General features: G+C 57.7%; 21 protein-coding genes. All 21 read right to left on the bottom strand.

Going from position 1 to position 21,003, the window contains the following annotated elements; all coding sequences use genetic code 11:
* Positions 1-4 precede the first annotated feature (4 nt).
* The 21 genes from ELR57_RS02270 to atpE all read right to left on the bottom strand — a co-directional run bounded on the left by ELR57_RS02270 (position 5) and on the right by atpE (position 20,992).
* Positions 5-1,615: a complex I subunit 4 family protein gene (locus ELR57_RS02270; RefSeq protein ID WP_126956807.1), complete on the bottom strand. Its 1,611-nt coding sequence runs from the start codon at positions 1,613-1,615 to the stop codon at positions 5-7.
* Positions 1,615-3,495: an NADH-quinone oxidoreductase subunit L gene (gene nuoL, locus ELR57_RS02265; RefSeq protein ID WP_126956805.1), complete on the bottom strand. Its 1,881-nt coding sequence runs from the start codon at positions 3,493-3,495 to the stop codon at positions 1,615-1,617. The genes ELR57_RS02270 and nuoL overlap by 1 nt, the downstream gene beginning before the upstream one ends.
* 4 nt (positions 3,496-3,499) lie before the next feature.
* Complete coding sequence (gene nuoK, locus ELR57_RS02260) at positions 3,500-3,808, bottom strand: NADH-quinone oxidoreductase subunit NuoK (RefSeq protein ID WP_126956803.1); 309 nt, start codon at positions 3,806-3,808, stop codon at positions 3,500-3,502.
* On the bottom strand, positions 3,805-4,344 hold the full coding sequence (locus ELR57_RS02255) for an NADH-quinone oxidoreductase subunit J (RefSeq protein ID WP_126956801.1): 540 nt from the start codon (positions 4,342-4,344) through the stop codon (positions 3,805-3,807). The genes nuoK and ELR57_RS02255 overlap by 4 nt, the downstream gene beginning before the upstream one ends.
* 3 nt (positions 4,345-4,347) lie before the next feature.
* Positions 4,348-4,809, bottom strand: coding sequence for an NADH-quinone oxidoreductase subunit NuoI (gene nuoI / locus ELR57_RS02250; RefSeq protein WP_126956799.1), 462 nt, complete (start codon positions 4,807-4,809; stop codon positions 4,348-4,350).
* Positions 4,810-4,828: 19 nt separating this feature from the next.
* Positions 4,829-5,836, bottom strand: a complete 1,008-nt coding sequence (gene nuoH, locus ELR57_RS02245) for an NADH-quinone oxidoreductase subunit NuoH (RefSeq protein ID WP_126956797.1) — start codon at positions 5,834-5,836, stop codon at positions 4,829-4,831.
* Entirely contained in the window at positions 5,836-6,936 is a 1,101-nt protein-coding gene (locus tag ELR57_RS02240; RefSeq protein ID WP_126956795.1) for an NADH-quinone oxidoreductase subunit D, read from the bottom strand. Before ELR57_RS02240 ends, nuoH begins: the two co-directional genes overlap by 1 nt.
* Positions 6,937-6,942: 6 nt before the next feature.
* Positions 6,943-7,752 carry an NADH-quinone oxidoreductase subunit C gene (locus ELR57_RS02235; RefSeq protein WP_126956793.1) on the bottom strand — a complete coding sequence of 270 codons (810 nt, stop codon included), beginning with the start codon at positions 7,750-7,752 and terminating at the stop codon, positions 6,943-6,945.
* Positions 7,749-8,267 carry a NuoB/complex I 20 kDa subunit family protein gene (locus ELR57_RS02230; protein ID WP_126956791.1) on the bottom strand — a complete coding sequence of 173 codons (519 nt, stop codon included), beginning with the start codon at positions 8,265-8,267 and terminating at the stop codon, positions 7,749-7,751. The genes ELR57_RS02235 and ELR57_RS02230 overlap by 4 nt, the downstream gene beginning before the upstream one ends.
* Positions 8,252-8,623, bottom strand: a complete 372-nt coding sequence (locus tag ELR57_RS02225) for an NADH-quinone oxidoreductase subunit A (RefSeq protein ID WP_126956789.1) — start codon at positions 8,621-8,623, stop codon at positions 8,252-8,254. The genes ELR57_RS02230 and ELR57_RS02225 overlap by 16 nt, the downstream gene beginning before the upstream one ends.
* Before the next feature lie 219 nt (positions 8,624-8,842).
* Positions 8,843-11,485, bottom strand: a complete 2,643-nt coding sequence (locus ELR57_RS02220; protein WP_126956787.1) for a FecR domain-containing protein — start codon at positions 11,483-11,485, stop codon at positions 8,843-8,845.
* 18 nt (positions 11,486-11,503) lie between these two features.
* Positions 11,504-13,090 carry a stalk domain-containing protein gene (locus ELR57_RS02215; RefSeq protein WP_126956785.1) on the bottom strand — a complete coding sequence of 529 codons (1,587 nt, stop codon included), beginning with the start codon at positions 13,088-13,090 and terminating at the stop codon, positions 11,504-11,506.
* 575 nt (positions 13,091-13,665) lie between these two features.
* Entirely contained in the window at positions 13,666-14,118 is a 453-nt protein-coding gene (locus ELR57_RS02210; RefSeq protein WP_126956783.1) for a Dps family protein, read from the bottom strand.
* 72 nt (positions 14,119-14,190) lie between these two features.
* A complete protein-coding gene (locus ELR57_RS02205) occupies positions 14,191-15,180 on the bottom strand; it encodes a YpdA family putative bacillithiol disulfide reductase (protein ID WP_126956781.1) in 990 nt (329 codons plus the stop codon).
* A gap of 92 nt (positions 15,181-15,272) precedes the next feature.
* On the bottom strand, positions 15,273-15,671 hold the full coding sequence (locus ELR57_RS02200; protein ID WP_126956779.1) for a F0F1 ATP synthase subunit epsilon: 399 nt from the start codon (positions 15,669-15,671) through the stop codon (positions 15,273-15,275).
* A gap of 23 nt (positions 15,672-15,694) precedes the next feature.
* Positions 15,695-17,101 (bottom strand): F0F1 ATP synthase subunit beta, encoded by a 1,407-nt coding sequence (gene atpD, locus ELR57_RS02195; RefSeq protein WP_126956777.1) that lies wholly within the window; start codon positions 17,099-17,101, stop codon positions 15,695-15,697.
* Between the two features lie 41 nt (positions 17,102-17,142).
* Positions 17,143-18,015, bottom strand: a complete 873-nt coding sequence (gene atpG, locus ELR57_RS02190; RefSeq protein WP_126956775.1) for an ATP synthase F1 subunit gamma — start codon at positions 18,013-18,015, stop codon at positions 17,143-17,145.
* A gap of 83 nt (positions 18,016-18,098) precedes the next feature.
* Positions 18,099-19,613 carry a F0F1 ATP synthase subunit alpha gene (atpA, locus tag ELR57_RS02185; RefSeq protein WP_126956773.1) on the bottom strand — a complete coding sequence of 505 codons (1,515 nt, stop codon included), beginning with the start codon at positions 19,611-19,613 and terminating at the stop codon, positions 18,099-18,101.
* Between the two features lie 15 nt (positions 19,614-19,628).
* A complete protein-coding gene (locus ELR57_RS02180; RefSeq protein ID WP_126956771.1) occupies positions 19,629-20,177 on the bottom strand; it encodes a F0F1 ATP synthase subunit delta in 549 nt (182 codons plus the stop codon).
* Positions 20,174-20,659, bottom strand: a complete 486-nt coding sequence (gene atpF, locus ELR57_RS02175) for a F0F1 ATP synthase subunit B (RefSeq protein ID WP_126956769.1) — start codon at positions 20,657-20,659, stop codon at positions 20,174-20,176. The genes ELR57_RS02180 and atpF overlap by 4 nt, the downstream gene beginning before the upstream one ends.
* 111 nt (positions 20,660-20,770) lie before the next feature.
* On the bottom strand, positions 20,771-20,992 hold the full coding sequence (gene atpE / locus ELR57_RS02170) for a F0F1 ATP synthase subunit C (protein WP_126956767.1): 222 nt from the start codon (positions 20,990-20,992) through the stop codon (positions 20,771-20,773).
* Positions 20,993-21,003 lie beyond the last annotated feature (11 nt).

Genomic DNA, 21,003 nt, shown 5'->3' with positions numbered 1-21,003 from the left:
CTCTTTACCCCCCGTGCCCAGGCTGAAGTAGCTTGATCATGCCGTCGAAGCCGTGCGACATTATATCGGTCATAATCGATGGATATACCCCTATCAGAACGATTAGCGCCGTCAGCACGATCATCGGCAGCGCTTCGACGAAGCGAACTTCCCTTACCGCCGCGAAGCGGTCCGGCAGCCCTCCGTACGTCATCGAGAGCACGCTTCGAAGTACGTACACCGCCGCGAACAAGAGGCCGAGAACGCCGGCCGCCGTCAGCCACGGGTAGGCGTCGAACAAGCCCATGAACGACAGCAGCTCCCCGACGAAGCCCGACAGCCCCGGCAATCCGAGAGAAGCGAGCCCGGCCGTCAGCAGAATGCCCGAGGTGAACGGAAGCACCCTTGCCAGTCCGCCCAGCTCGTCGATCCGAGTCGTCTCCGTTCGCTCGTACAAGCTCCCGACGATCAAGAACAGCAGCGCGGAGATGAGCCCGTGCGAGACGCTCTGGAACACGGCTCCCTCGAGGCCCGTCTCGTTCAAGGAAGCGACCCCGAGCAGAACGATCCCCATGTGGCTGATGCTGGAGTAAGCGAGAACGAGCTTGAATTCCTTCTGCGCGCATGCCAGAATCGCTCCGTACAGGATATTGACGACGCCCAGCGTCGCCAGCACCGGCGCCCACGAATCCAATTGATCGGGGAACAGGAACGCCCCGAAGCGAATCAAGCCGTACGCACCCATCTTGAGAAGGATGCCGGAGTGAATCATGACGACCGGCGGAGCCGCTTCCGCATGCACCTTCAGCATCCAGGTGTGCAGAGGGAAAATCGGAAGCTTGATTCCGAAAGCGACGATCAAGAGGACGAATGCGGACCACTTCAAGGGATCCGACAAATGCATCGCGCTGTTCAGGTTAGCTGCCGCATTCGGATCGGACAGATTCGCGAACAGCACCTCATAGCTTCCGCTGAAGGTCAGCTGCATGCCCGTTGCCGAAGGCGCCGTGCTGAAGCCTGCCGTCGCGATCAGAATAAGGAACGCCAGCAGCATGAACGCCGAGCCGAGCCCGTTGTAGACGAGGAATCGATTCGCCGCCTGCTCCCTTCCGAAGTAGCCCCAGATTCCGATCAGGAAGAACATCGGAATGAGAGTCAGCTCGAAGAAGATGAAGAACAGAGTCAGATCCCGCGCGAGGAACACCCCGTACATCCCCGTCTGGAGCAGCAGGAAGAGGAAGTAATAGAGCTTCCTGCGTTTGCGGATGTGGACGGAGGCCAACGCGGCCATCGACGAGACGACTCCCGTCAGAAGCACGAGCGGGAGGGAGATTCCGTCGATGCCCATCCGATAGTCGAAGAGCAGCCGATAGGAGGTCACTCCGTTGTTGCTCAGCCCCGCGTCCATATTAAGCGGGATGGACAGCCAGGTCAGCTTCTCGGCGAAGGCTCCTCCGCCGACGGCGGGTTCATAGGAGATATAGAGCGCGATTGCCAGAAGCAGAGGAGCAAAGGTGAAGACGAGTGCGGTGAAGCGGATGATTCGGCTGCCGCCCTGCGGGAGAAACAGCGTAACCAATGCCCCGAGCAGAGGCAGGAAGGCGATAATCGATAAGATCGGAAGGTCCTCCAGCATCACCAGAACCTCCTTCCGGCGATGGCTAGAATCAGGATGACGGCGCCCAGCACCCCGTACAGCGCATACGCCTGAACCTGCCCGCTCTGCAGTCTTGTATTCAGCTTGCCGGCCGCTTGCACCGAGCTGCCGACCAATCGGACCGCTCCGTCGACGACTGCCTCGTCGAACCGGGACAGCCCGCGCCCTAGCTTCGCCAGTGGACGGACGAACGCCAGCTCATAGAGCTCGTCGACGTAATATTTACGCTCCAACAGGCGCGTGAGCCAAGGAAGCCTCTCCGCGACCGGGTTGCGGCCGGCGGACGTTCTTCCGTAGAATAGCCAGCCGAGATAGAGGCCGAGCAGCGATGCGCCGATCGAAGAGATCACGACCATGCTGCTGAACGAACCCTTCTCCTCTCCGTCGGTGAGCCAGGAGCCCAGCCACTCGTTCCACGGGGTCTCGACGAAGCCCGCGGCGACGGAGAAGACGGCAAGCACGAGAAGCGGCAGCGTCATGACGAGAGGCGATTCCTTCGCATGGGCATAGGCCCGCGCGTCTCCCCGAGCCTTCCCCATGAAGACGAGGAAGAACAACCTCGCCATGTAGAGCGCCGTGAAGAAGGCGGCCGCGAGACCGACCGCGAACAACCAAGGGCTGTCGTCCAGAGCGGCGGCCAGTACCGCATCCTTCGACCAGAAGCCCGCGAACGGCGGGATTCCGGACAGCGCGAGCGCCCCGATCCCGAAGGTCCATGCCGTTATCTTCATCCGGCGGCCCAGCCCGCCCATCTCGCGGATATCCTGCGTATGGACGGCATGGATGACGCTCCCGGCCGCGAGGAAAAGAAGCGCCTTGAAGAAGGCATGCGTGAACAGATGGAACATTCCCGCCGTCGTGGATCCCGCTCCCAGCGCCAGCATCATGTAGCCCAGCTGGCTGACCGTCGAATAAGCGAGGATTCGCTTGATATCGTTCTGGGCCAGCCCGACGGACGCGGCGAAGATCGCGGTGAACGCGCCGACGACCGCGACGGTCGTGAGCGCCGCATCCGATGCGGCGAAGATATCGAACGTCCGAACGACGAGATAGACGCCTGCCGCCACCATCGTCGCCGCATGGATCAGCGCGCTGATCGGCGTCGGGCCTTCCATCGCGTCCGGAAGCCACACGTGCAGCGGGAATTGCCCGGACTTGCCGACGGCTCCCAGGAAGATAAGAAGCGCGATTAAGGTAGTAAGAGAGGTCGAGATCAGCCCGCTCTGCGAGTGGAACACGTTGTAGAAGCTGGTGAAGTCGAGCTCATGGTTCGGCATGTTCCAGTACAGCAGCAGAATGGCGATCAGAAGGCCCAGGTCTCCGATCCGGGTGACGATAAACGCCTTCTTCGCTGCCGCTCTCGCTTCCGGCTTGCGGAACCAGAAGCCGATCAGGAGGAACGAGCACACCCCGACCAGCTCCCAGCATATGTACAGCGTCAATAGGTTGTCGGCCAGCACCAGCCCAAGCATTGAAGCGGTAAACAGGGCCACATAACCGAAGAAGACGGAGATCCTCTCGTCGTCCTTCATATAGCCGAGCGAGTAGATATTCACGAGCAAAGCCACAAGCGTCACGATGATCAGCATAAGGGCGGTAAGATTGGTCACTTCATAGCCTGCGTGCAGAACGATCGAGCCCGCTCTCAGCCATTCGATCCGGCCGGTATAATCCTCCGCCGAATCCCCGAGCCTCTCGATGGCGATCAGAAGCGAGAGCACGAAGGAGAGCAAGGAAGCGATCGTGGCGACCCATGCCCCGGTCGTTCGAAGCCCCCGCCCCATCGCCGTCAGGACGGCGAACGCGGCAAGCGGGAACAGCGGGGCGAACCAGGCATACTGCGAGAAAACGATATCCATGGCGCTACCTCCTGAGCTCATCGAATTCGTCTACGTTCACCGTAACCCGGCGGCGGTAAAGCGAGATGAGCACCGCGATCCCGACGGCGGCCTCCGCGGCCGCGACCGTCATCGTGAAGAGCGAGAACACTTGGCCTCTCAACGAGGCATTGATACCGTACTTCGAGAACGCGATGAGATTAAGATTGACCGCGTTCAGCATCAGCTCGATGGAGAGGAGCACGATCACCGCGTTCCTCTTCGTGATCACCCCGTACAGCCCGATGCAGAAAAGAACGGCGGCCAGCGTCAGATAGGATGACAGCATCGTCATGACGGCCCCCCCTCCTTTTCCTCCGGCTCCCGCTTCGCCAGCGCCACCGCTCCGATGAACGCGACGGTCAATAGCACGGAGACGAGCTCGAACGGTATCGCATACGCGGAATAGAGCAGCTTGCCGAGGCTCATCGTATTGTCTGCCGGAAGCTTATCCGCCGGCTCGGGGAACGACGCGCTGCGGATCGCGTAGAACAGGATGCCGAACAAGCAGATGCAGCCGACGGCGGCAAGCCCTTCCAGCAGCGGTCGCGTCCGTTCCTTCCCTTCGTCCTGATGCTTCGTCATCATGATTCCGAAGATCATCAGGATCGTGACGGCGCCGACGTAGATCAGCACCTGGACGAAAGCGACGAACTCCGCCTCCAGCAGCACATAGATGCCCGCCAGCGAGACGAAGGTGAAGGCGAGGGAAAGCGCCGTATGGACCACCTTCGTGAAGTTGATCGCGAGCACGGCGCCGACGATCGCGCATACCGCGAGAAGGAAGAAAGCGAAGAATTCTCCGTTGAATTCGATGTTAAAGTTGAACACGGCTTATTTGGCTCCCCCTCTCTGAGGAGCGCCTATGTTGTTGTTGTCCTCGCGGATATTCCGGTTATTGCCGTACAGCCAATCCCGATCCTTGAACAGATCGTCCCGGCTGTAGGCCGCCAGCTCGAAGTTGTTCGTCATGACGATGGCCTCGGTCGGACAGACCTCCGTGCACAGGTCGCACAGAATGCAGATCTCGAAGTTCAGGTCGAACGTATCGATGACCTTGCCCTTCTTCTCGGGGTCCGGATTCGGCTTCCCCGTTAACGTGATGCAGTCGGTCGGGCAGATGCGGGCGCACTGGTTGCACACGATGCACTTGTCCGGCTCGAAGTACTGGATGCCGCGGAACCGGTCCGGCATCTCGATCGGCACGTCCGGATACTTGAGTGTGACTTTCTTCGCCCCCATCGTCCGCAGCGTGACTCCCAGGCCTTTTACGATTCCCGTTCCTCTTATAGCCATCAGCCATCAGCCTCCCCTCTTAACCCCACCATTCAATGCCAAGCGCCGTTAGGAAAATATTCGCGATCGCCAGCGGAAGCAGCACCTTCCAGGCCATGCCCATGAGCTGGTCGACGCGGAGCCGCGGAAGCGTGGCCCGGATCCAGAACAAGAAGAAGACGATGAACGCGAACTTCAGCGCGAACCAGAGCAAGCCGGGAATAAAATCAAGCTGAGGAATCGGAGGATTCCAGCCGCCCAAGAACAGGATCGTGGCGAGACAGGCGATCGCGTACACGTAGATATATTCGGTGAGCATGAAGAAAGCGAAGCGGAAGCCGCTGTACTCCACGTGATAGCCGGCCACCAGCTCGGACTCGGCCTCCGGAAGGTCGAACGGCGTCCGGTTCAGCTCCGAGATCGCCGCAACGACGAAGACGGCGAAGCCGATGATCTGCGGGATGAAGTTCCAATGCCAGAAGTACCCTTCCTGGTGGATGACGATGTCCCTCAGGTTGAGGCTCTCCGTCATCATCGCGATGCCGACGACCGAGAGCACGAGCGGCACTTCGTAGCTGATCATCTGCGCCGCCGATCGCATGCCTCCGAGCAGGGCGTACTTGTTGTTCGACGACCATCCGCCGATGACGATGGCGATCGTGGTAATTCCGGAGAGAGCGACATAGTAGAGGAAGCCGACGTTAAGATCCGCGAATTGAAGGTTTAACCCGTAAGGAATGATGGCGAGCACGAGAAAAGAAGGCACGAACGCGAGGGCGGGCGCGAGGATGAACAGCGCTTTGTCCGCTTTGGCCGGAATCGTGTCCTCCTTGATCAGCAGCTTGGCGACGTCCGCCACCGTCTGAAGCAGGCCCAGCGGGCCCGTGCGGTTCGGTCCCCTGCGGTATTGCATCCAGCCGATGACCTTGCGTTCGAAGTAGATGGCGTAGGTGACGAAGACGATGACGACCGCCAGAACGGCGATGGCCCCGAGCAGATAGATGCCCGCAAGTCCCCAGGAAACCTGATCGTTCCAGAATTTCTGCATCAGCAGTCCACCTCTCCGAGCACGATATCGATGCCTCCGAGAATGGTCACGAGATTGGTCATGCTCTCCCCGACCAGCAGCTTGGGCAGGATCTGCAAGTTAACGAAGGAGGGACGCCGGAACTTAAGGCGGAACGGTTCGGCCTTGCCCTTGGAGACGATATAGCAGCCGATCTCTCCCCGAGGGGATTCGATCCGCACATAGATCTCGCCGCCCGGCGGCCGGATGACGCGCGGGACCTTGCCCATCGTCTCTCCGCCCTCCGGGAACTGCTCCAGCGCTTGCTCGAGAATGCGCAGGCTCTGCCGCATCTCCTCCATCCGGACGAGATAGCGGTCGTAGCAGTCGCCGTTCCGTCCGACCGGAACATCGAACTCGAAGCGGCTGTAGAGGCTGTAGGGCTCGTTCTTGCGGAGATCCCACTTCACCCCCGTCGAACGGAGATTGGCCCCGGACAAGCCGTAGTCGATCGCCGTCTGGGCGTCGTATGCCCCTACCCCCTTGATGCGGGAGAGGAGAATCTCGTTGCCGCTGGCCAGGTCGTCATACTCGGCCAGCTTGTCGTGCATGGAGCGAACGAACTCCTTGACCTTGGCGATCCACCCCTCCGGGGCATCCCACTTCACGCCGCCGACTCGCATGTAGTTGTACGTAAGCCTCGCTCCGCACAGCTCGTTGAACAGCTGCAGGATTCTCTCGCGATCGTTAAAGGCATAAAGAAACGGGCTTAACGCCCCGATATCCAGCAGATACGTGCCCCACCACACCATATGGCTGGCGACCCTCTGAAGCTCCATGACGATCAGCCTCAGGAATTCGGCCCTCTCCGGCACCTCGAGCCCCATCATTTTCTCGACGGCGTGCACGAGCACGTAATTGTTCGTCATCGCCGACACGTAGTCCATCCGGTCGGTGTACGGAATGATCTGCGTGAAGTTCAGGTCCTCGGCCAGCTTCTCCGTTCCGCGATGCAGATAGCCCATCACCGGAGTCGCTTCCTTGATGATCTCCCCGTCCAGCTTGACGATGATGCGGAAGACGCCATGGGTGCTCGGATGCTGGGGTCCTACGTTCAGCAACAGCTCCTCGGTCCGAATCATGAGACGTCACACCTCCGAATCCAGCGGCACATAGTCTTTGCGAAGCGGGTGGCCGACCCAGTCGTCCGGCATCATGATCCGTCTAAGATCGGGGTGGCCGGGAAAATCGATCCCGAGAAGGTCGTAGATCTCCCTCTCGTTCCAATTGGCGGTCTGCCAGACGGGAGTGACGGAAGGGACGCTGGGGCGTTCGCGGTCGGTGCGCACTTTCACCGCATAGACGTGTCCGCTGTCCATGCTGAGCAGGTGGTAAACCACCTCCATGTGCGTCTCCTGATCGACGCCCGATACGTTGCGCAGGTAGTTCGTATTCAGCTCCTGGTGGCTTCTGAACAGCTTTGCGGCCTCCAGCCAGCGCTCGTTCTTCACGACGAGCGTCGGAAGGTCATCGTTAAGCTCGTTAATCGCCGCTTCCTCGACGGCGTCCTCCGCGACCAACTCTCGCAGCAGCTGGACGGCTCGGTCGAGGCGCGGCTGATTCGGAGACGGAGGCGGCGGGGGCGCGGCTTCCGCCGTCTCTGCCGCCTCCGTGCCGGTGGACGGAGCTGCGGCAGCGCTCGGCTTCGCGGCTGCGAGCGCCGCGGCAGCCTTAGCGGCCTCGCGAGCCTCCAACGCGGCCTTGCGGCGAGCCGCCTTCTCCTCGTCCGTCTCCTTGCGGCGGACGGGCGCTTCCCCTTCTGCAGGGGCGGAGGCAGGCTTCTCCTCGGAGGCGGCGGGCTCCGCCGCAGGCGCTTCTGCTCTCGCTTGTTCGGGCGGCGTTTGACTCGCTTCTATGGCGGGCTCCTGCTCGCCCGCGCGCTTCTCCTCTTCGCTCATGAGCTCGTCACCCGCTTCCCGGTCCGCGCCTCGTAGCGGATTTTCTCCTGGAGCTTGTTAATGCCGTATATCAATGCCGCCGGGTTCGGCGGGCATCCCGGTATGTACACGTCGACCGGAACGATCTGATCCACGCCCTTGATCACGGAATACGATTTGATGTACGGCCCTCCCGCCGTCGCGCAGGAGCCCATCGCGATCACCCACTTCGGCTCCGGCATCTGGTCGTACAGCCTGCGGAGCAAGGGTCCCATCTTCTTCGTGACGGTTCCGGAGACGATCATGACGTCGGCCTGGCGCGGCGAGGTGCGGAACATCACCCCGAATCGGTCGAGATCGTAATGCGGGGCTCCCGCCGCCATCATCTCGATGGCGCAGCACGCCAGCCCGAAGGTTAACGGCCATAAGGAATTGCTGCGCACCCACCCCTTGAGCGTCTCGATGCTGCCGACGAACACGTTGCGCTCCAGCTCCCGCACATCCTCCGGCGAGATTCTCGCTAAATCGAATTCCATTGGAACACCTTCTTCCTCCAGGCATAGATGAGACCGATGAGCAGCAGACCGACGAAGACGACCATCTCGAACAGCGCAAAAAGGCCGAGCTGCTTATACGCAACGGCCCAAGGGTAGAGGAACACGGTCTCCACATCGAAGACGACGAACATCAAAGCATATAAATAGTATCTGACGTTAAAGCGAATCTGGCTGTCTCCGACCGGCTCGTTGCCGCTCTCGTAGGTCGTTTCCTTCTCCTCGTTCGGCTTGCTCGGACGCAGCAGCTTGCCGATCTGCAATACCACGATGGGGAATAGAATGCCAAGCGCAAGAAATACCGTGACAATCACATACTGATTCGCATACTTCTCCACATCATCGCCTCCGGCGAATTGGAATGAAGAGATTGCAGATACTGGTATTTTTACCTTCACAAATTATAACAAATGCGCCAAATTGCGTCCATCATAAAAGCGTTTACATCGTTCGACAGGAAACGTCCCGGAAGCCGCCATTCTGACGAAAAGAGCCCGCGCGCGTCTTCAACTTTCGAGACGTTCGCGGGCTTGCGACCTATCGCAGTTAAGCTAAGATTAGAGCAGCGGCGCTGCCTCAATATACAAGACGTAAGTCATATAGCGGCCTTCTTCGTTCCTAACCGTCACATAAGCGACAGTGAAGCTTTCTTGCAGCGGAATGGCATATTTGCCGTTTGCATTTCTTGCCTCCGCAAAGTAGTCGTCGAGTTCGTAGTCTTCATAATGAACGCTATCGATCGAAGCACCGTATTCCGATGGTGCAGCAGGGTCGATATAGGCGAATCCGTCGTTATCGCTATTCACGTAAGCAGACCATTCCAGGGTAGGCCCTTCAACGATCGATGGTGTCGCTTCTCCGTTCGTTACTTCGATCGAGTTGAGTCTTAAGTCTTCAGGAAGGCTATCGCCTACCCATATCATAAGATCGTACACGCCGCTCGGAGCGCTCGGATCCATCGCCGGATTATCCATCGTGATCGTCAACTCATTCCATCCCCGTTCGAGGTTGGCTTGGTAACCCTCAATAAACTCCAGTTGCGTTTCGCCCATCGTGATATGAATGCTCGGCTGGCTGCCTTCCGATCCTCGCCAATACTCGGAGAGTACAGGGTTAATAGTCAGCGTCGTTGTTGCATTTTCTTCGCCCGGCTCGATTGCGCTGTCTACTATCACCGCAGAAGAGAATTTATGATCGCCTGCCGGGTAGAAATCATAACTTACATGATCCGCGCCTTGTGCATAAATGGTTCTGAGTTCAGGAGTTCCGATATATACGGTGAACCTTAAATAATATCTCTTCGTCGCTTCTCCTTCCCCAATGCGATAATAGATCGAAGCATCGTTAGCGCCCGAGTGCCATTGTTGGCGGGACAGCGAGAGCGATCCGCTGCGGGTACTCGCATTCAGTACGAACGCTTCGCTCGCATCTACATCTTCAAAGGACACGCTATCGTCCAACGTAAAATTGACTTTGAAAGACTCGGGAGCTTCTTCGAAGTACAACTGATAAGACCGGTCGTCATCGTTTTCGCTGATATAGGAATCAGATAGATCCCAAGACACTTGCTCGCCATTAACCAGAGTGCTCCATTCCTTGACCCCAGTGAATAGACGCTTCACAAGAATCGTATACGTCTTCGTCGCCGAACCGTCCGTTACGGTGATCGTCACCTTCGTCATCGTTCGATCCGGAGACGGTTGGAAGGAAGCGCTGCCGCTGCCTTCTTGGACAACCCCGTCCACGGCTATCGTTACGGTTGCCGTCGCGGCCGCCGTCGGGTGCACCCCGATCTCGCCTCCGTAGTTCTCGCCTAAATTAACGCTATACGAGTAAACGTTCTTGCTGAAATTCGGGCTCAGTTGGATTCCGTCCCCCAACAGGGTCAGCCCGGTCAGCTTTCCTTTATCCGAATTCGACGACGAGGATTCGGATGGACCGGGAGAACTCGGCGGCGGCGTTCCGTTCAGGTTGGACTGGTTCGTCAGATAATCCTTCTTCTGCTGTTCGGTCATGCCGGCAAGCAGCTTCGCTTCGGCTTCTTTTCTCAGCCTTTCCGCTTCGGCTAGATTCTTCGCGTCTTGTTCCTTCTTCTGCTGTGCCAACAGCGCCAACTGCTTCTGCTGTTCCGCCAATTGCTGCTTTCTCTTCTCCGCTTCCTGCGCGGCCAGCATTTGCTCTTTTTTCTCAAGTTCCTCTTGCTTCTTCTTCTGCAGGTCCGTTAGAGTGAGTTCCTTGCTAGGCAGGTCAAGCTTCTTGCCTTGGGCCTGCTCGACCTGCTGAATTAGCGAATTCAGCTGCTCCTGCGTGATCGCATGATTTCCCAGCGCCTGCTGCAGCGCAGCCCCGATCAGATTGGTCAGGTTGTCTTCGACGACTTGGATGTCCGTTCCCAGGACAGGAGGGAGGTTCTGAGTTCCGTTCTTCAACTTATCGATAAATTGCTGGTTCTCTTCCTGGATCTTTCCGTAGCTGCGCAGAATCGCCTCGATCAGCTCCGGCGTCAGATGGGACGTGAGCGCAGGCAGGTTTACCATGGACACTTGATCGGGCAACTGACTGGATGGCGTATCCGGAGTGACGTTGATCTGGTTGGTCGGGTAGATCAGAACCGCTCCCGGATTCGGGAGGGTCGGAGTCCCTCCTATAGAAGGAGGCTGAGAAAGCGACGGTGCGCCCAGTTGGACAACCCCTGCGAAGACGGACGTATTGGTCGAGCCGGTGTTCGGATTGACGAGCACGAGGAAGTTCGTTCCGCGAACGCCCATAATCGCCGTCGGCGTCTCGACCTGGAACTGGTCGTCCTTGCTCTTGATCGACTTGACGTCCACCCAGGCGGAGCCCTTCAGCATGCTCACCTTCGTCACCGTGCTTCCGTTGCTGGAGAGCTTGGAGAACTTCAGCGTCGTGTTGGCGGCTGCCGTCATCGTATCGTCGGACGAAGTGCCGTTGGAGAACTGCAGCGTGGCCGAGGAGCTCGATCCCGTGAACAGGATATCCCCTTGATTCAGATTCAGCTTCTTGAACGCTTTGATCTTCTTGCTGCCGCCGGACTTCTGGACCTGCACGTCCCCGGAGAGCTGACTGATAATCGCCACCCGCGACGATTCGGCCGCCAGCGATTCCTTCCCGAGCACTCCGAGCAGCGGCAATGCGACGAGCAGGAAGGCCAGAGCTTGTATCGTTAACTTCCTAAGCATTCGGTGCCATCTCCTTCCTTATTGGAAAATAGGGCTGCGAAGAACGACGACGGACGAAGAGGAATCCCATGCGGTATCCAAGCCGGCTTGTTCCGCGAAGAATCGGACCGGCACGAATAATCTGCCTTCGAGGCTTCCCGGAGCTCCAGGCAGGTTGATAGCGGTCGTCCTACCATCCGAAGTCATCTCCACCTTCGAGATCCCTTCCCTAATCTCATAAACGATGCCGTCCTTCGAGAGCTTGGCCGTCTTTGTTCCGGCTTCATAGCTAACTTCATAACCAAGCGCTTCACCCAGGCTGCGAAGAGGCAGCAGCGTCATTCCATGTCTAGCGAACGCTGGAACATCCGACTTCACCAATTCGCCGTTCAGCAGAATCTGAATCGTCGCGTCCGGCTTGAACCCGGAAGGCGTGCCGTATTTCTCCAACACCCGTACCTTGTTTCCGCCTTCGTCCGCAATGGCCAGCCTTCCGTCCGAGAGGACGACGACATCCGTCGGGTGGTCGAAATGAGCGGCATACGCCACTCCGTCATTGGAGCCGAACTCGGTTCCCTCACCGGCCAGCGTACTCACCTTGCCGTCCTTCAGAAGACGGATCGCATGGTTTAGGCTGTCCGCGATAACAAGCGTTCCGTCCGGCGCGATAGCCAGTCCTTCCGGCGCGTCGAACTTCGCGGCCAGCGCCGTTCCATCCGAGTATCCCCCGTCCGCATACAGGCTGTCGCTCGCGTAGACGGGCTTCGAGCCGGCAACGGTCGTGACCGTTCCCGCCGCGAAGTCGACGTAGCGAATGACGTTGTTCCCGCGGTCGCTTACGTACAGATTCCCCTTCTTATCCAGGACAAGGCCGCTAGGTTCGTTGAACTTGGCCGAAGCGATCGGACCGTCCGAATAGTCTCCGCTCGTCTCGACGGCGCCTGGCAAGTACTGAACGACTCTCTCGGACGGAGCCGTCAGCGTCGTCACCGTCCCGTCCGCGGCGATCTTGCGGATTGCGTTGTTCAGGGTATCGGCGACATAAACGTCGCCGGAGGCATTGACGGCAACGTCCGATGGATAATAGAAGCGCGCGTCGCTTCCCTTCCCGTCCGCAGTGCCGATGAGCCCGTTGCCCGCCAGAGTCGTGACTTGTCCGCTTGCCGATATCTTGCGGATCGCGTTATTGGACGCGTCGGCCACGAAGATATTGCCGGTTGCATCGACGGTCAGCCCTGCCGGTTCGTTAAAGAAAGCATCCCGGATCGTCCCGTCGCTGTATGCGCCTACCGGCATTCCCGATTCGTCGTAGCTCAGGATCGAACCGCCGAAGGCGGAGACGGAGTCGGCGGTCAATGCGCGCAGCAGATGATTGCCGGTATCGGCGACGAGCAGACGCCCGTCCGGCAGCTCGGCGAGCGAACGCGGCCGGAACAGAGTCGCCTTCTGCAAGGCCCCATTGTCCGAACCCCATTCTGCTTGACCTGCCCAAGTATGTACTTCATAAAGTTTCGCGGAAGCCGTCCAACCGGTATCCGGAGCCGCGGATGCGCCTGCCGCCGCCGTCCCCATAGACAGGAGCGCCGCTCCCAGGAAGATTGTCCCGATCTTGCCCGTTCTTCTCATGATTCCACCCTCTCCTTGCTAGCTTCATATTTACGAACCCCATATCCAACGGAGTTCTGGTTCTTATGCCTCTGCCTATCTTTCGATGAATTAGGACATGATCCCCTTGAGTATACCTAATTTTGGAGCATTATTGTGGATTTTGTCTACTGACCAAAGTTAAATATCGCCAATATGTCGTACTTTGCTCCCAAAGTTACTCCAAAAGGGGTATGCGCGAAAGCGAGTTGGGTCATCCAGTGCGTTTGCGAGACGAGGGCGCGACCGCCGCCAATCAGCGAAGTAGAACCATAAGAGCCGTAACGGAAGCGAGAGACTCTTAGCGGCCTCCAAAGCCGATTTTCAACATGTAACGGAAATAAGAGACGCTTAAACTGGAGGATATAGTAAAAATAGATCGATTCCGCCTAAATAACGGCTCCAGCTTCCGTTAGATTTTCAAATTGCCGATTCTTTGGATGTAAGGGGCCGCTATTTCCGTTAGAGCTTCGAGCTTGATGTTAAAAATAAAAAAGCGGCGCAGGAATGTTCCTGACGCCGCTTCTAGCTAATGCCCGCCTATTAAGTTGATGCCCTCAAACCTTGACCGGCAGTCCCTTGGACGTCGCGGTCAGCATCCAGATTTGCTTCTGCAGTTCTTCCATGTGTCCGTTCAGCAGATCCGTCGTGACCGCATCTCCCGATTCGTCCGCGAGCTTGGTCGTTTCCTTCATGCTGCTGACGAACGTCTGGAAGTCGCGAATGACCGCGTTCAGCATCTCATCCGCCGTGCTTTCCTTGCCGGCCTCGGTAAGCATCGTCTGATCGAGGTATTGCTTGAGCGTCGAGATCGGCTTGCCCCCGATCGCCAGAATCCGTTCCGCTACTTCGTCCAGAGATGAAGCGGCGTAATCGTACAGCTCCTCGAACTTCGTATGCAAAGCTAGAAAATTAGGGCCCGTGACGTACCAGTGATAATGATGGAGCTTCGTGTACAGAAGATTCCAATCCGCCAGATGAATGTTCAGTCTGTCTGCGACAGTCGGCATATCGGATTCCCTCCTTATGGCTTCGTTCCCGATTAACTTACCCAATCCGGATACGAATCAAACACGAGGCTCTCAGGCTTGCTTCTCCGCTAGATGCCGGGCGATCTTCCGTCCGTGGAAGCGTCCGCTCTCGATGAAGATCTCGTTGGCATCTCTGCCGGTCGAGACAACGCCAGCCAGGTACAAGCCGGGAACGTTCGTCTCCATCGTATCCGGATCATGAGTCGGCGGGATAATGCCATCCGGCGCCTCGATTCCCATCGAGCGCAGGAAGCCCCGATCGGGGCGGAAGCCGGTCAACGCCAGCACGAAGTCTGCCGAGATGATCTCGGAAGTCCCTTCGTTCTCGCCGGTCGATTCGATCCGAGCCCAATCGTCCCCGATCTCCACGACTCGGCTCATCAGCTTCAATTCAATCAAGCCCTTCGCCACTTTGCCGTCGAAGACGGGACGAACCCAAGGCTTGATGTTCGCCGAGACCGATTCTCCGCGGTACACGACCGTTACCTTGGCTCCGACTCTCTCCAGCTCGAGCGCGGCGTCGACGGCCGAATTGCTTCCTCCGATGATGATCACTTTTGTTCCCGCATAAGGGTGAGCTTCCCGGAAGAAATGAGTAACATGAGGAAGGTCTTCCCCGGGGATGCCGATCCGGTTCGGATGATCGAAGTAACCCGTCGCTATGACGACAGCCCTCGCCGGAGTCTCCCGAACGCTGCCGCCTCTTCCCTCGGAAGAGACGATAAAGGTTCCGTCCTCCTGCCGCTTCACGCCGGTGACCTTCTCGTAACGCCGAATGCGGAATTCCCGTCTCTCCGATACCATCCGGTAATAGTGCAAAGCCTCCAAACGGGAAGGCTTTTCCCCAACGGTGGTAAAGGGGACGCCGGCAATCTCAAGCAAGACGGACGTGCTGAAAAATTGCATGTTGGCCGGGTAACGCGTAATGGAGTGAACGATGTTCTCTTTCTCGATGATAAGCGGATCGAAGCCTTGATCCTGCAGCTCCGCCGCTGCCGACAAGCCGCACGGGCCGGCTCCGACGATGACCACTTGTTCCATGTGACGGCCTCCTTGTAGGGTCTATGGAAAAATCGCCGGTAAGCTGAGTTCCCAGAAGGAACCCCGCTTGCCGGCGATTCGGATGAAGTTATTTATTTACCGGTCGTTTGGATACGCGTGACCGCGCGTTGGAGGGCAAGCTCGGCTCTCTTGTGATCAAGATGGTCGTTCTTGCCTGCGAGGCGCTGTTCGGCGCGTTCCTTCGCTTGGTTCGCACGGGAGACGTCGATGTCTGCCACCTGCTCAGCCGCTTCCGCGAGAATCACGACCTTGTCCTTGCGCACTTCCATGAAGCCGCCGTGAACGGCGATGAGCTCTTCCGAGTTCCCCTTCTTCACTTTAAGCGGCGCAATCTTCAGAGGAGTGATCAAGGGAACGTGATGAGGCAGAATACCCAACTGGCCTGCGACGCCATGGGCTACGACCATGTTGACGTCTTCCCCGTAAACGATACGTTCCGGCGTTACAATCTCCAACCGTAAGGTGCTCATTGGTATTCCTCCTTAGCGGCGGATTAGAGCCCTTGTGCGAGCTTTTTCGCCTTCTCCACGGCATCTTCGATAGTACCGACGTTGTGGAACGCCGGTTCTGGAAGATCGTCGTGCTTGCCTTCAAGAATTTCTTTGAAGCTGCGTACCGTTTCCTTAACCGGAACAGCCAGTCCAGGGATGCCGTTAAACGGTGCGGCAACGTGCAGCGGCTGGGACAGGAACAATTGAATGCGGCGAGCGCGGTGAACGACAAGCTTGTCATCTTCGGACAGTTCGTCCATACCGAGGATGGCGATGATATCTTGAAGTTCCTTATAACGCTGCAGCAGTCGCTTAACGGCTTGAGCAACGTTGTAGTGCTCTTCGCCAACGACTTCAGGAGTCAGAATCCGGGAAGAAGAAGCCAGCGGGTCAACGGCCGGGAAGATACCCATTGCCGCGATGTTACGCTCCAGGTTCGTCGTGGAGTCCAAGTGAGCAAACGCCGTTGCCGGAGCCGGGTCGGTGTAATCGTCCGCCGGTACGTAGATTGCTTGGATGGACGTAACGGAACCTTTCTTCGTGGAGGTGATCCGTTCTTGCAATTGGCCCATCTCCGTAGCAAGCGTAGGCTGGTAACCTACGGCCGAAGGCATACGGCCCAGAAGGGCGGATACTTCGGAACCAGCTTGCGTGAAGCGGAAGATGTTATCGATCAGAAGAAGAACGTCGCGTCCTTCTTGGTCGCGGAAGTATTCCGCCATCGTCAGGCCCGACAGAGCAACGCGAAGACGCGCGCCCGGAGGCTCGTTCATCTGGCCGAAGACCATCGCGGTCTTGTCGATAACGCCGGAATCCGTCATTTCGTGATAGAGGTCGTTACCTTCGCGGGTACGTTCGCCGACGCCGGCGAATACGGAGATACCGCCGTGCTCGGAAGCGATGTTGTGGATAAGCTCTTGCAGCGTAACCGTCTTGCCGACGCCTGCGCCGCCGAACAGACCGACCTTACCGCCCTTGGCGTAAGGAGCGATCAAGTCGATAACCTTGATGCCGGTCTCCAGCATTTCTTGTTGCGTGGAGAGTTCTTCGAACGTAGGAGCCTTGCGGTGGATCGGGCTGTTCAACGTGCGATCCACTTCGCCATGGTTGTCGATCGGGTCGCCCAGGACGTTGAATACGCGTCCCAGCGTTGCCGGACCTACCGGTACGGAGATCGGCTTGCCCGTGTCGACCGCTTCCGTGCCTCTTACAAGACCGTCGGTAGACGACATCGCGATTGCGCGCACGAGGTTGTCGCCCAGATGCTGAGCGACTTCAACCGTCAGCTTAACCTCTTTGTCGCCGGTTTGATGGATTTGGATTGCGTTCAGGATGTCAGGCAGATGTCCATGGTCGAACTCGATGTCGACGACTGGTCCCAAGACCTGAACGATACGTCCCTTGCTCATTCGTGTCCCTCCTGTAACTTCATTATGAACCGATATATCCGTTAACTAATCGCGTTCGCTCCGCCGACGATTTCCGTAATTTCTTGAGTAATCGCTGCTTGGCGAGCACGGTTATAGTGCAGGGTAAGCTCGTTGATCATCTTCGTCGCGTTCTTCGTCGCGCTGCTCATCGCCGTCATGCGCGCGCCGAACTCGCTCGCCTTGTTCTCGAGCAGCGAGCTGAATACGAGCGTCTCCGCATACTTAGGCAGGAGCACGTCCAGAATCGCTTCCGGTTCCGGCTCATACTCATAGAGCGCCGATGCGCCGGATTCCTTCTTGCTGAACTCAGACGCGTCAAGCGGAAGCATCTGCTTGAGGGTCGGGATCTGAGTGACCGCATTGACAAAGCGGTTGTAAACAACGAAGAGCTCGTCGTAAGATCCGTTCTCGAACCCGTTAACCGCGGCAGACGCAATCGACTTGATATCCGCGAAGGTCGGAGAATCCGGAACGCCGATTGCTTCTTGTTGAACCGTGTATTTGCGGCGGACCAAGAAGTCGTAGCCCTTGCGTCCGATGACGAACAAGGAGAATTCGTCTTGCGACTTGTGCTTCTCCTTCAGCGTCTCCAAGAGCTTCTTCAGCAGGTTGGAGTTCAGGCCGCCGGCTTGACCGCGGTCGGAAGTGATTACCAGATAAGCGCTGCGCTTGATCGGACGGCTCTCGAGCATCGGGTGCTTCACGCTCGATCCGCTCGTCGCGATGCTCGCAACGACTTCCTTCAGCTTATCGGAATAAGGACGGCTGGCGAGCGCGGCGTTCTGAGCGCGTCTCAGCTTGGATGCCGCGACCATCTCCATCGCTTTGGTGATCTGCTTCGTATTCTGCGTACTCTTGATCTTACGCTTAATCTCGCGCATTCCTTTAGCCATTCATGTCACCACCTTATTGCCAGGCTTCCTTCGGGAGACCGAAGGAAGCCCGCGCAAACTATTCAGACCTTTGGTGCCTGAGATTAAGCTGTCGTAGCGAAGCCCTTCTTGAAAGCGCCGATCGCTTCGACGAGAGCCTTCTCGTTGTCGGAAGTCAGGTCTTTCGTATCGCGAATGTTAGCGAGGATCTCCGCCTTGTTCGCATCTACATAAGCCAGGAATTCCTGTTCGAAGCGAAGAACGTCCTGTACCGGAATGCTGTCCGCGTGGCCTCTTGTTACGATGTACAAGGAGAGCACTTGACGTTCGAACGGCATCGGAACGTTGATGCCTTGCTTCAGGATTTCGAGAGTACGCACGCCGCGGTCGAGGCGGGATTGCGTGACTTTATCGAGGTCGGAGCCGAATGCGGCGAACGCAGCCAGCTCGCGGTATTGAGCCAAGTCGGTCTTGAGCGTGCCCGCAACCTTCTTCATCGCCTTCGTCTGTGCCGAGCCGCCTACGCGGGATACGGAGATACCGACGTTAACGGCAGGACGTTGACCGGAATAGAACAGGTCGGCTTCCAGGAAGATCTGACCGTCCGTGATGGAGATAACGTTCGTCGGGATGTAAGCCGATACGTCGCCGGCTTGCGTCTCGATGAACGGAAGAGCGGTCATGGAACCGCCGCCGAGCTCGTCGTTCAGCTTGGCCGCGCGCTCGAGAAGACGGGAGTGTAAATAGAAGACGTCGCCCGGGAAGGCTTCGCGGCCCGGAGGACGGCGGAGCAGCAGGGACATTTCGCGGTATGCGGCAGCTTGCTTGGACAGATCGTCATAAACGATCAGGACGTGCTTGCCGTTGTACATGAATTCTTCGCCCATCGCGCAACCGGTGTAAGGAGCGACATAGAGGAGCGGAGAAGGCTCGGAAGCACTCGCCGTAACGACGATCGTGTATTCCAGCGCGCCTGAGCGACGCAGGGATTCGACTACGTTACGAACCGTCGATTGCTTCTGGCCGATTGCCACGTAGATACAGATAACGCCGTTGCCCTTCTGGTTAACGATCGTATCGATAGCGATGGCGGTCTTACCGGTTTGACGGTCGCCGATGATGAGCTCGCGTTGGCCGCGGCCGATCGGGATCATGGCGTCGATCGCCTTGATGCCGGTTTGCATCGGTTCGTGTACGGACTTACGGGCCATAACGCCCGGAGCCGGAGATTCGACCGGACGAGTCTTCGTCGTCTTGATCGGGCCTTCGCCGTCAACCGGCTGACCCAGAGCGTTAACGACGCGGCCGAGCAGGGCTTCGCCTACCGGAACTTCCATAACGCGGCCGGTACGCTTGACTTGGTCGCCTTCGCGGATGCCCGTGTAAGGACCCATGATAACGACACCGACATTGCTCTCTTCAAGGTTGAGAGCCATGCCCACGGTGCCGTCGGCGAACTCGAGCAGTTCGCCTGCCATCGCGTTCTCCAAACCGTGTACGCGCGCAATACCGTCACTAACTTGGATGACCGTACCGACGTCCACGACTTGAATATCGGATTGATATTGTTCAATCTGTTGTTTGATCAGCGTGCTGATTTCCTCAGGACGGATACTCAATTCGTTCACCCCTGTCTATTTAGCCGACGATTGCAGCGCTTTGTCCAAACGGTTTAGCTTCGTGCGAAGACTGCCGTCATAGAGCGTGTCCCCGATGCGCACCGTTAATCCCCCGAGCAAGGACGAATCGACCGTGTCGTGCACGCGGACCGTCTTGCCGAGCAAAGCGCCGAATTTCTTGGCCAATTGGTCTTTCTCATTAAGCGTAAGCGGTTGAGCGGAAGCGACGTAAGCGTCGGCGCGGCCGATCGCGTTGCCGGCCACTTCGAGATAAGCGTCTACAACCGCAGGCAATTCGTTCTGACGTCCTCGTTCGATGAGGAGCCCTACCGAGTTCACGATGAACGGGAGCAGCTTGCCTCCGAACGAGCCTTCGAGAGCCTTGATCTTGGTCTCGGGCAGAATGCTTGGCGAAGAGAGGAATGTCTTAAAGTCAGGATTCTTCTCGAGCGCGTCCACGATCTGCTTCAACTGAGTCTCCGTCTCGGAGACCAGGTTCTGGTCTCTGGCGATATCGAAGATCGCCTTGGCGTAACGCTTGGCGACTACGCTGCTGCGGCTCATGACTTCGTCCCTACTTCTTGCAGATATTTGTCAACAAGCTCGCCTTGCGTCTTCTCGTCGACTTGCTTCTCGATGATCTTGGAAGCAATCAGCACGGACAATCCGCTGACTTGCGCCTTGACGGAGGCGATCGCTTTGTTCTTCTCGCTCTCGATCTCGCGAACGGCTTCTTCTTTCAAGCGATTGGCTTCGCTGCGAGCCGCTTCTACGATGTCGTCGGCTTGCTTCGAACCGGTCGTCTTCGCCAGTTCGATAATATCGTAAGCTTCCTTGCGCGCTTGTTGCAGCGCTTGCTTCTGTTCTTCCAGATAACGTTCCGCATCCGTGCGGCTCTTCTCGGCGCCGTCGATTTGTTCCTTCACCAGTTGGCGGCGCTTCTCCATGATGCCGAACAACGGTCCGAAAGCAAACTTCGACAAAAGCAAAAACAAAATGCCGAAAGACACGACCTGGATGACAAAACTAGTCCAGTTAATGCTCACCGGTAGCCCACTCCTTTCACCTTGTTGCTGAGATGAATCTCAATCGCTGATTCCATAATGAAGGCGTGGAGGCAATACGCTCTCCGCGCCTAACGTTATTCATTCGATTGCTTACTTCGACATGAAGATGAAAGCCAGAACCAGGGAGATGATCGGCAGTGCTTCTACGAGACCTACGCCGATGAACGCAGTCGTTTGCAGCGAGCCGCGAAGCTCCGGTTGGCGGGAGATGCCTTCTACCGTCTTGCTGAAGATCAAACCGTTACCAATACCTGCGCCCAGTGCGCCGAGACCGAATACGATAGCTGCTGCTAACAGTGCATAAATTTCCATGTGTGTAAATC

It is taken from the genome of Cohnella sp. AR92 (assembly GCF_003990975.1).
Classification (GTDB): Bacteria; Bacillota; Bacilli; order Paenibacillales; family Paenibacillaceae; genus Cohnella.
Note: the sequence above shows the minus strand (reverse complement) of the source record. Positions and strands in the feature narration are given on the sequence as shown.

Bases quoted from the DNA above. Each gene is read 5' to 3' on its own strand.
- ELR57_RS02240 (WP_126956795.1), bottom strand. From the start codon at position 6,936: ATGATTCGGACCGAGGAGCTGTTGCTGAACGTAGGACCCCAGCATCCG.
- ELR57_RS02180 (WP_126956771.1), bottom strand. From the start codon at position 20,177: ATGAGCCGCAGCAGCGTAGTCGCCAAGCGTTACGCCAAGGCGATCTTC.
- nuoL (WP_126956805.1), bottom strand. From the start codon at position 3,495: ATGGATATCGTTTTCTCGCAGTATGCCTGGTTCGCCCCGCTGTTCCCG.
- nuoH (WP_126956797.1), bottom strand. From the start codon at position 5,836: ATGCAGAAATTCTGGAACGATCAGGTTTCCTGGGGACTTGCGGGCATC.
- atpD (WP_126956777.1), bottom strand. From the start codon at position 17,101: ATGAGCAAGGGACGTATCGTTCAGGTCTTGGGACCAGTCGTCGACATC.
- ELR57_RS02220 (WP_126956787.1), bottom strand. From the start codon at position 11,485: ATGCTTAGGAAGTTAACGATACAAGCTCTGGCCTTCCTGCTCGTCGCA.
- ELR57_RS02205 (WP_126956781.1), bottom strand. From the start codon at position 15,180: ATGGAACAAGTGGTCATCGTCGGAGCCGGCCCGTGCGGCTTGTCGGCA.
- atpG (WP_126956775.1), bottom strand. From the start codon at position 18,015: ATGGCTAAAGGAATGCGCGAGATTAAGCGTAAGATCAAGAGTACGCAG.
- ELR57_RS02235 (WP_126956793.1), bottom strand. From the start codon at position 7,752: ATGAGCGAAGAGGAGAAGCGCGCGGGCGAGCAGGAGCCCGCCATAGAA.
- ELR57_RS02230 (WP_126956791.1), bottom strand. From the start codon at position 8,267: ATGGAATTCGATTTAGCGAGAATCTCGCCGGAGGATGTGCGGGAGCTG.
- atpE (WP_126956767.1), bottom strand. From the start codon at position 20,992: ATGGAAATTTATGCACTGTTAGCAGCAGCTATCGTATTCGGTCTCGGC.
- ELR57_RS02200 (WP_126956779.1), bottom strand. From the start codon at position 15,671: ATGAGCACCTTACGGTTGGAGATTGTAACGCCGGAACGTATCGTTTAC.
- ELR57_RS02215 (WP_126956785.1), bottom strand. From the start codon at position 13,090: ATGAGAAGAACGGGCAAGATCGGGACAATCTTCCTGGGAGCGGCGCTC.
- nuoI (WP_126956799.1), bottom strand. From the start codon at position 4,809: ATGGCTATAAGAGGAACGGGAATCGTAAAAGGCCTGGGAGTCACGCTG.
- nuoK (WP_126956803.1), bottom strand. From the start codon at position 3,808: ATGACGATGCTGTCATCCTATCTGACGCTGGCCGCCGTTCTTTTCTGC.
- ELR57_RS02210 (WP_126956783.1), bottom strand. From the start codon at position 14,118: ATGCCGACTGTCGCAGACAGACTGAACATTCATCTGGCGGATTGGAAT.
- ELR57_RS02270 (WP_126956807.1), bottom strand. From the start codon at position 1,615: ATGCTGGAGGACCTTCCGATCTTATCGATTATCGCCTTCCTGCCTCTG.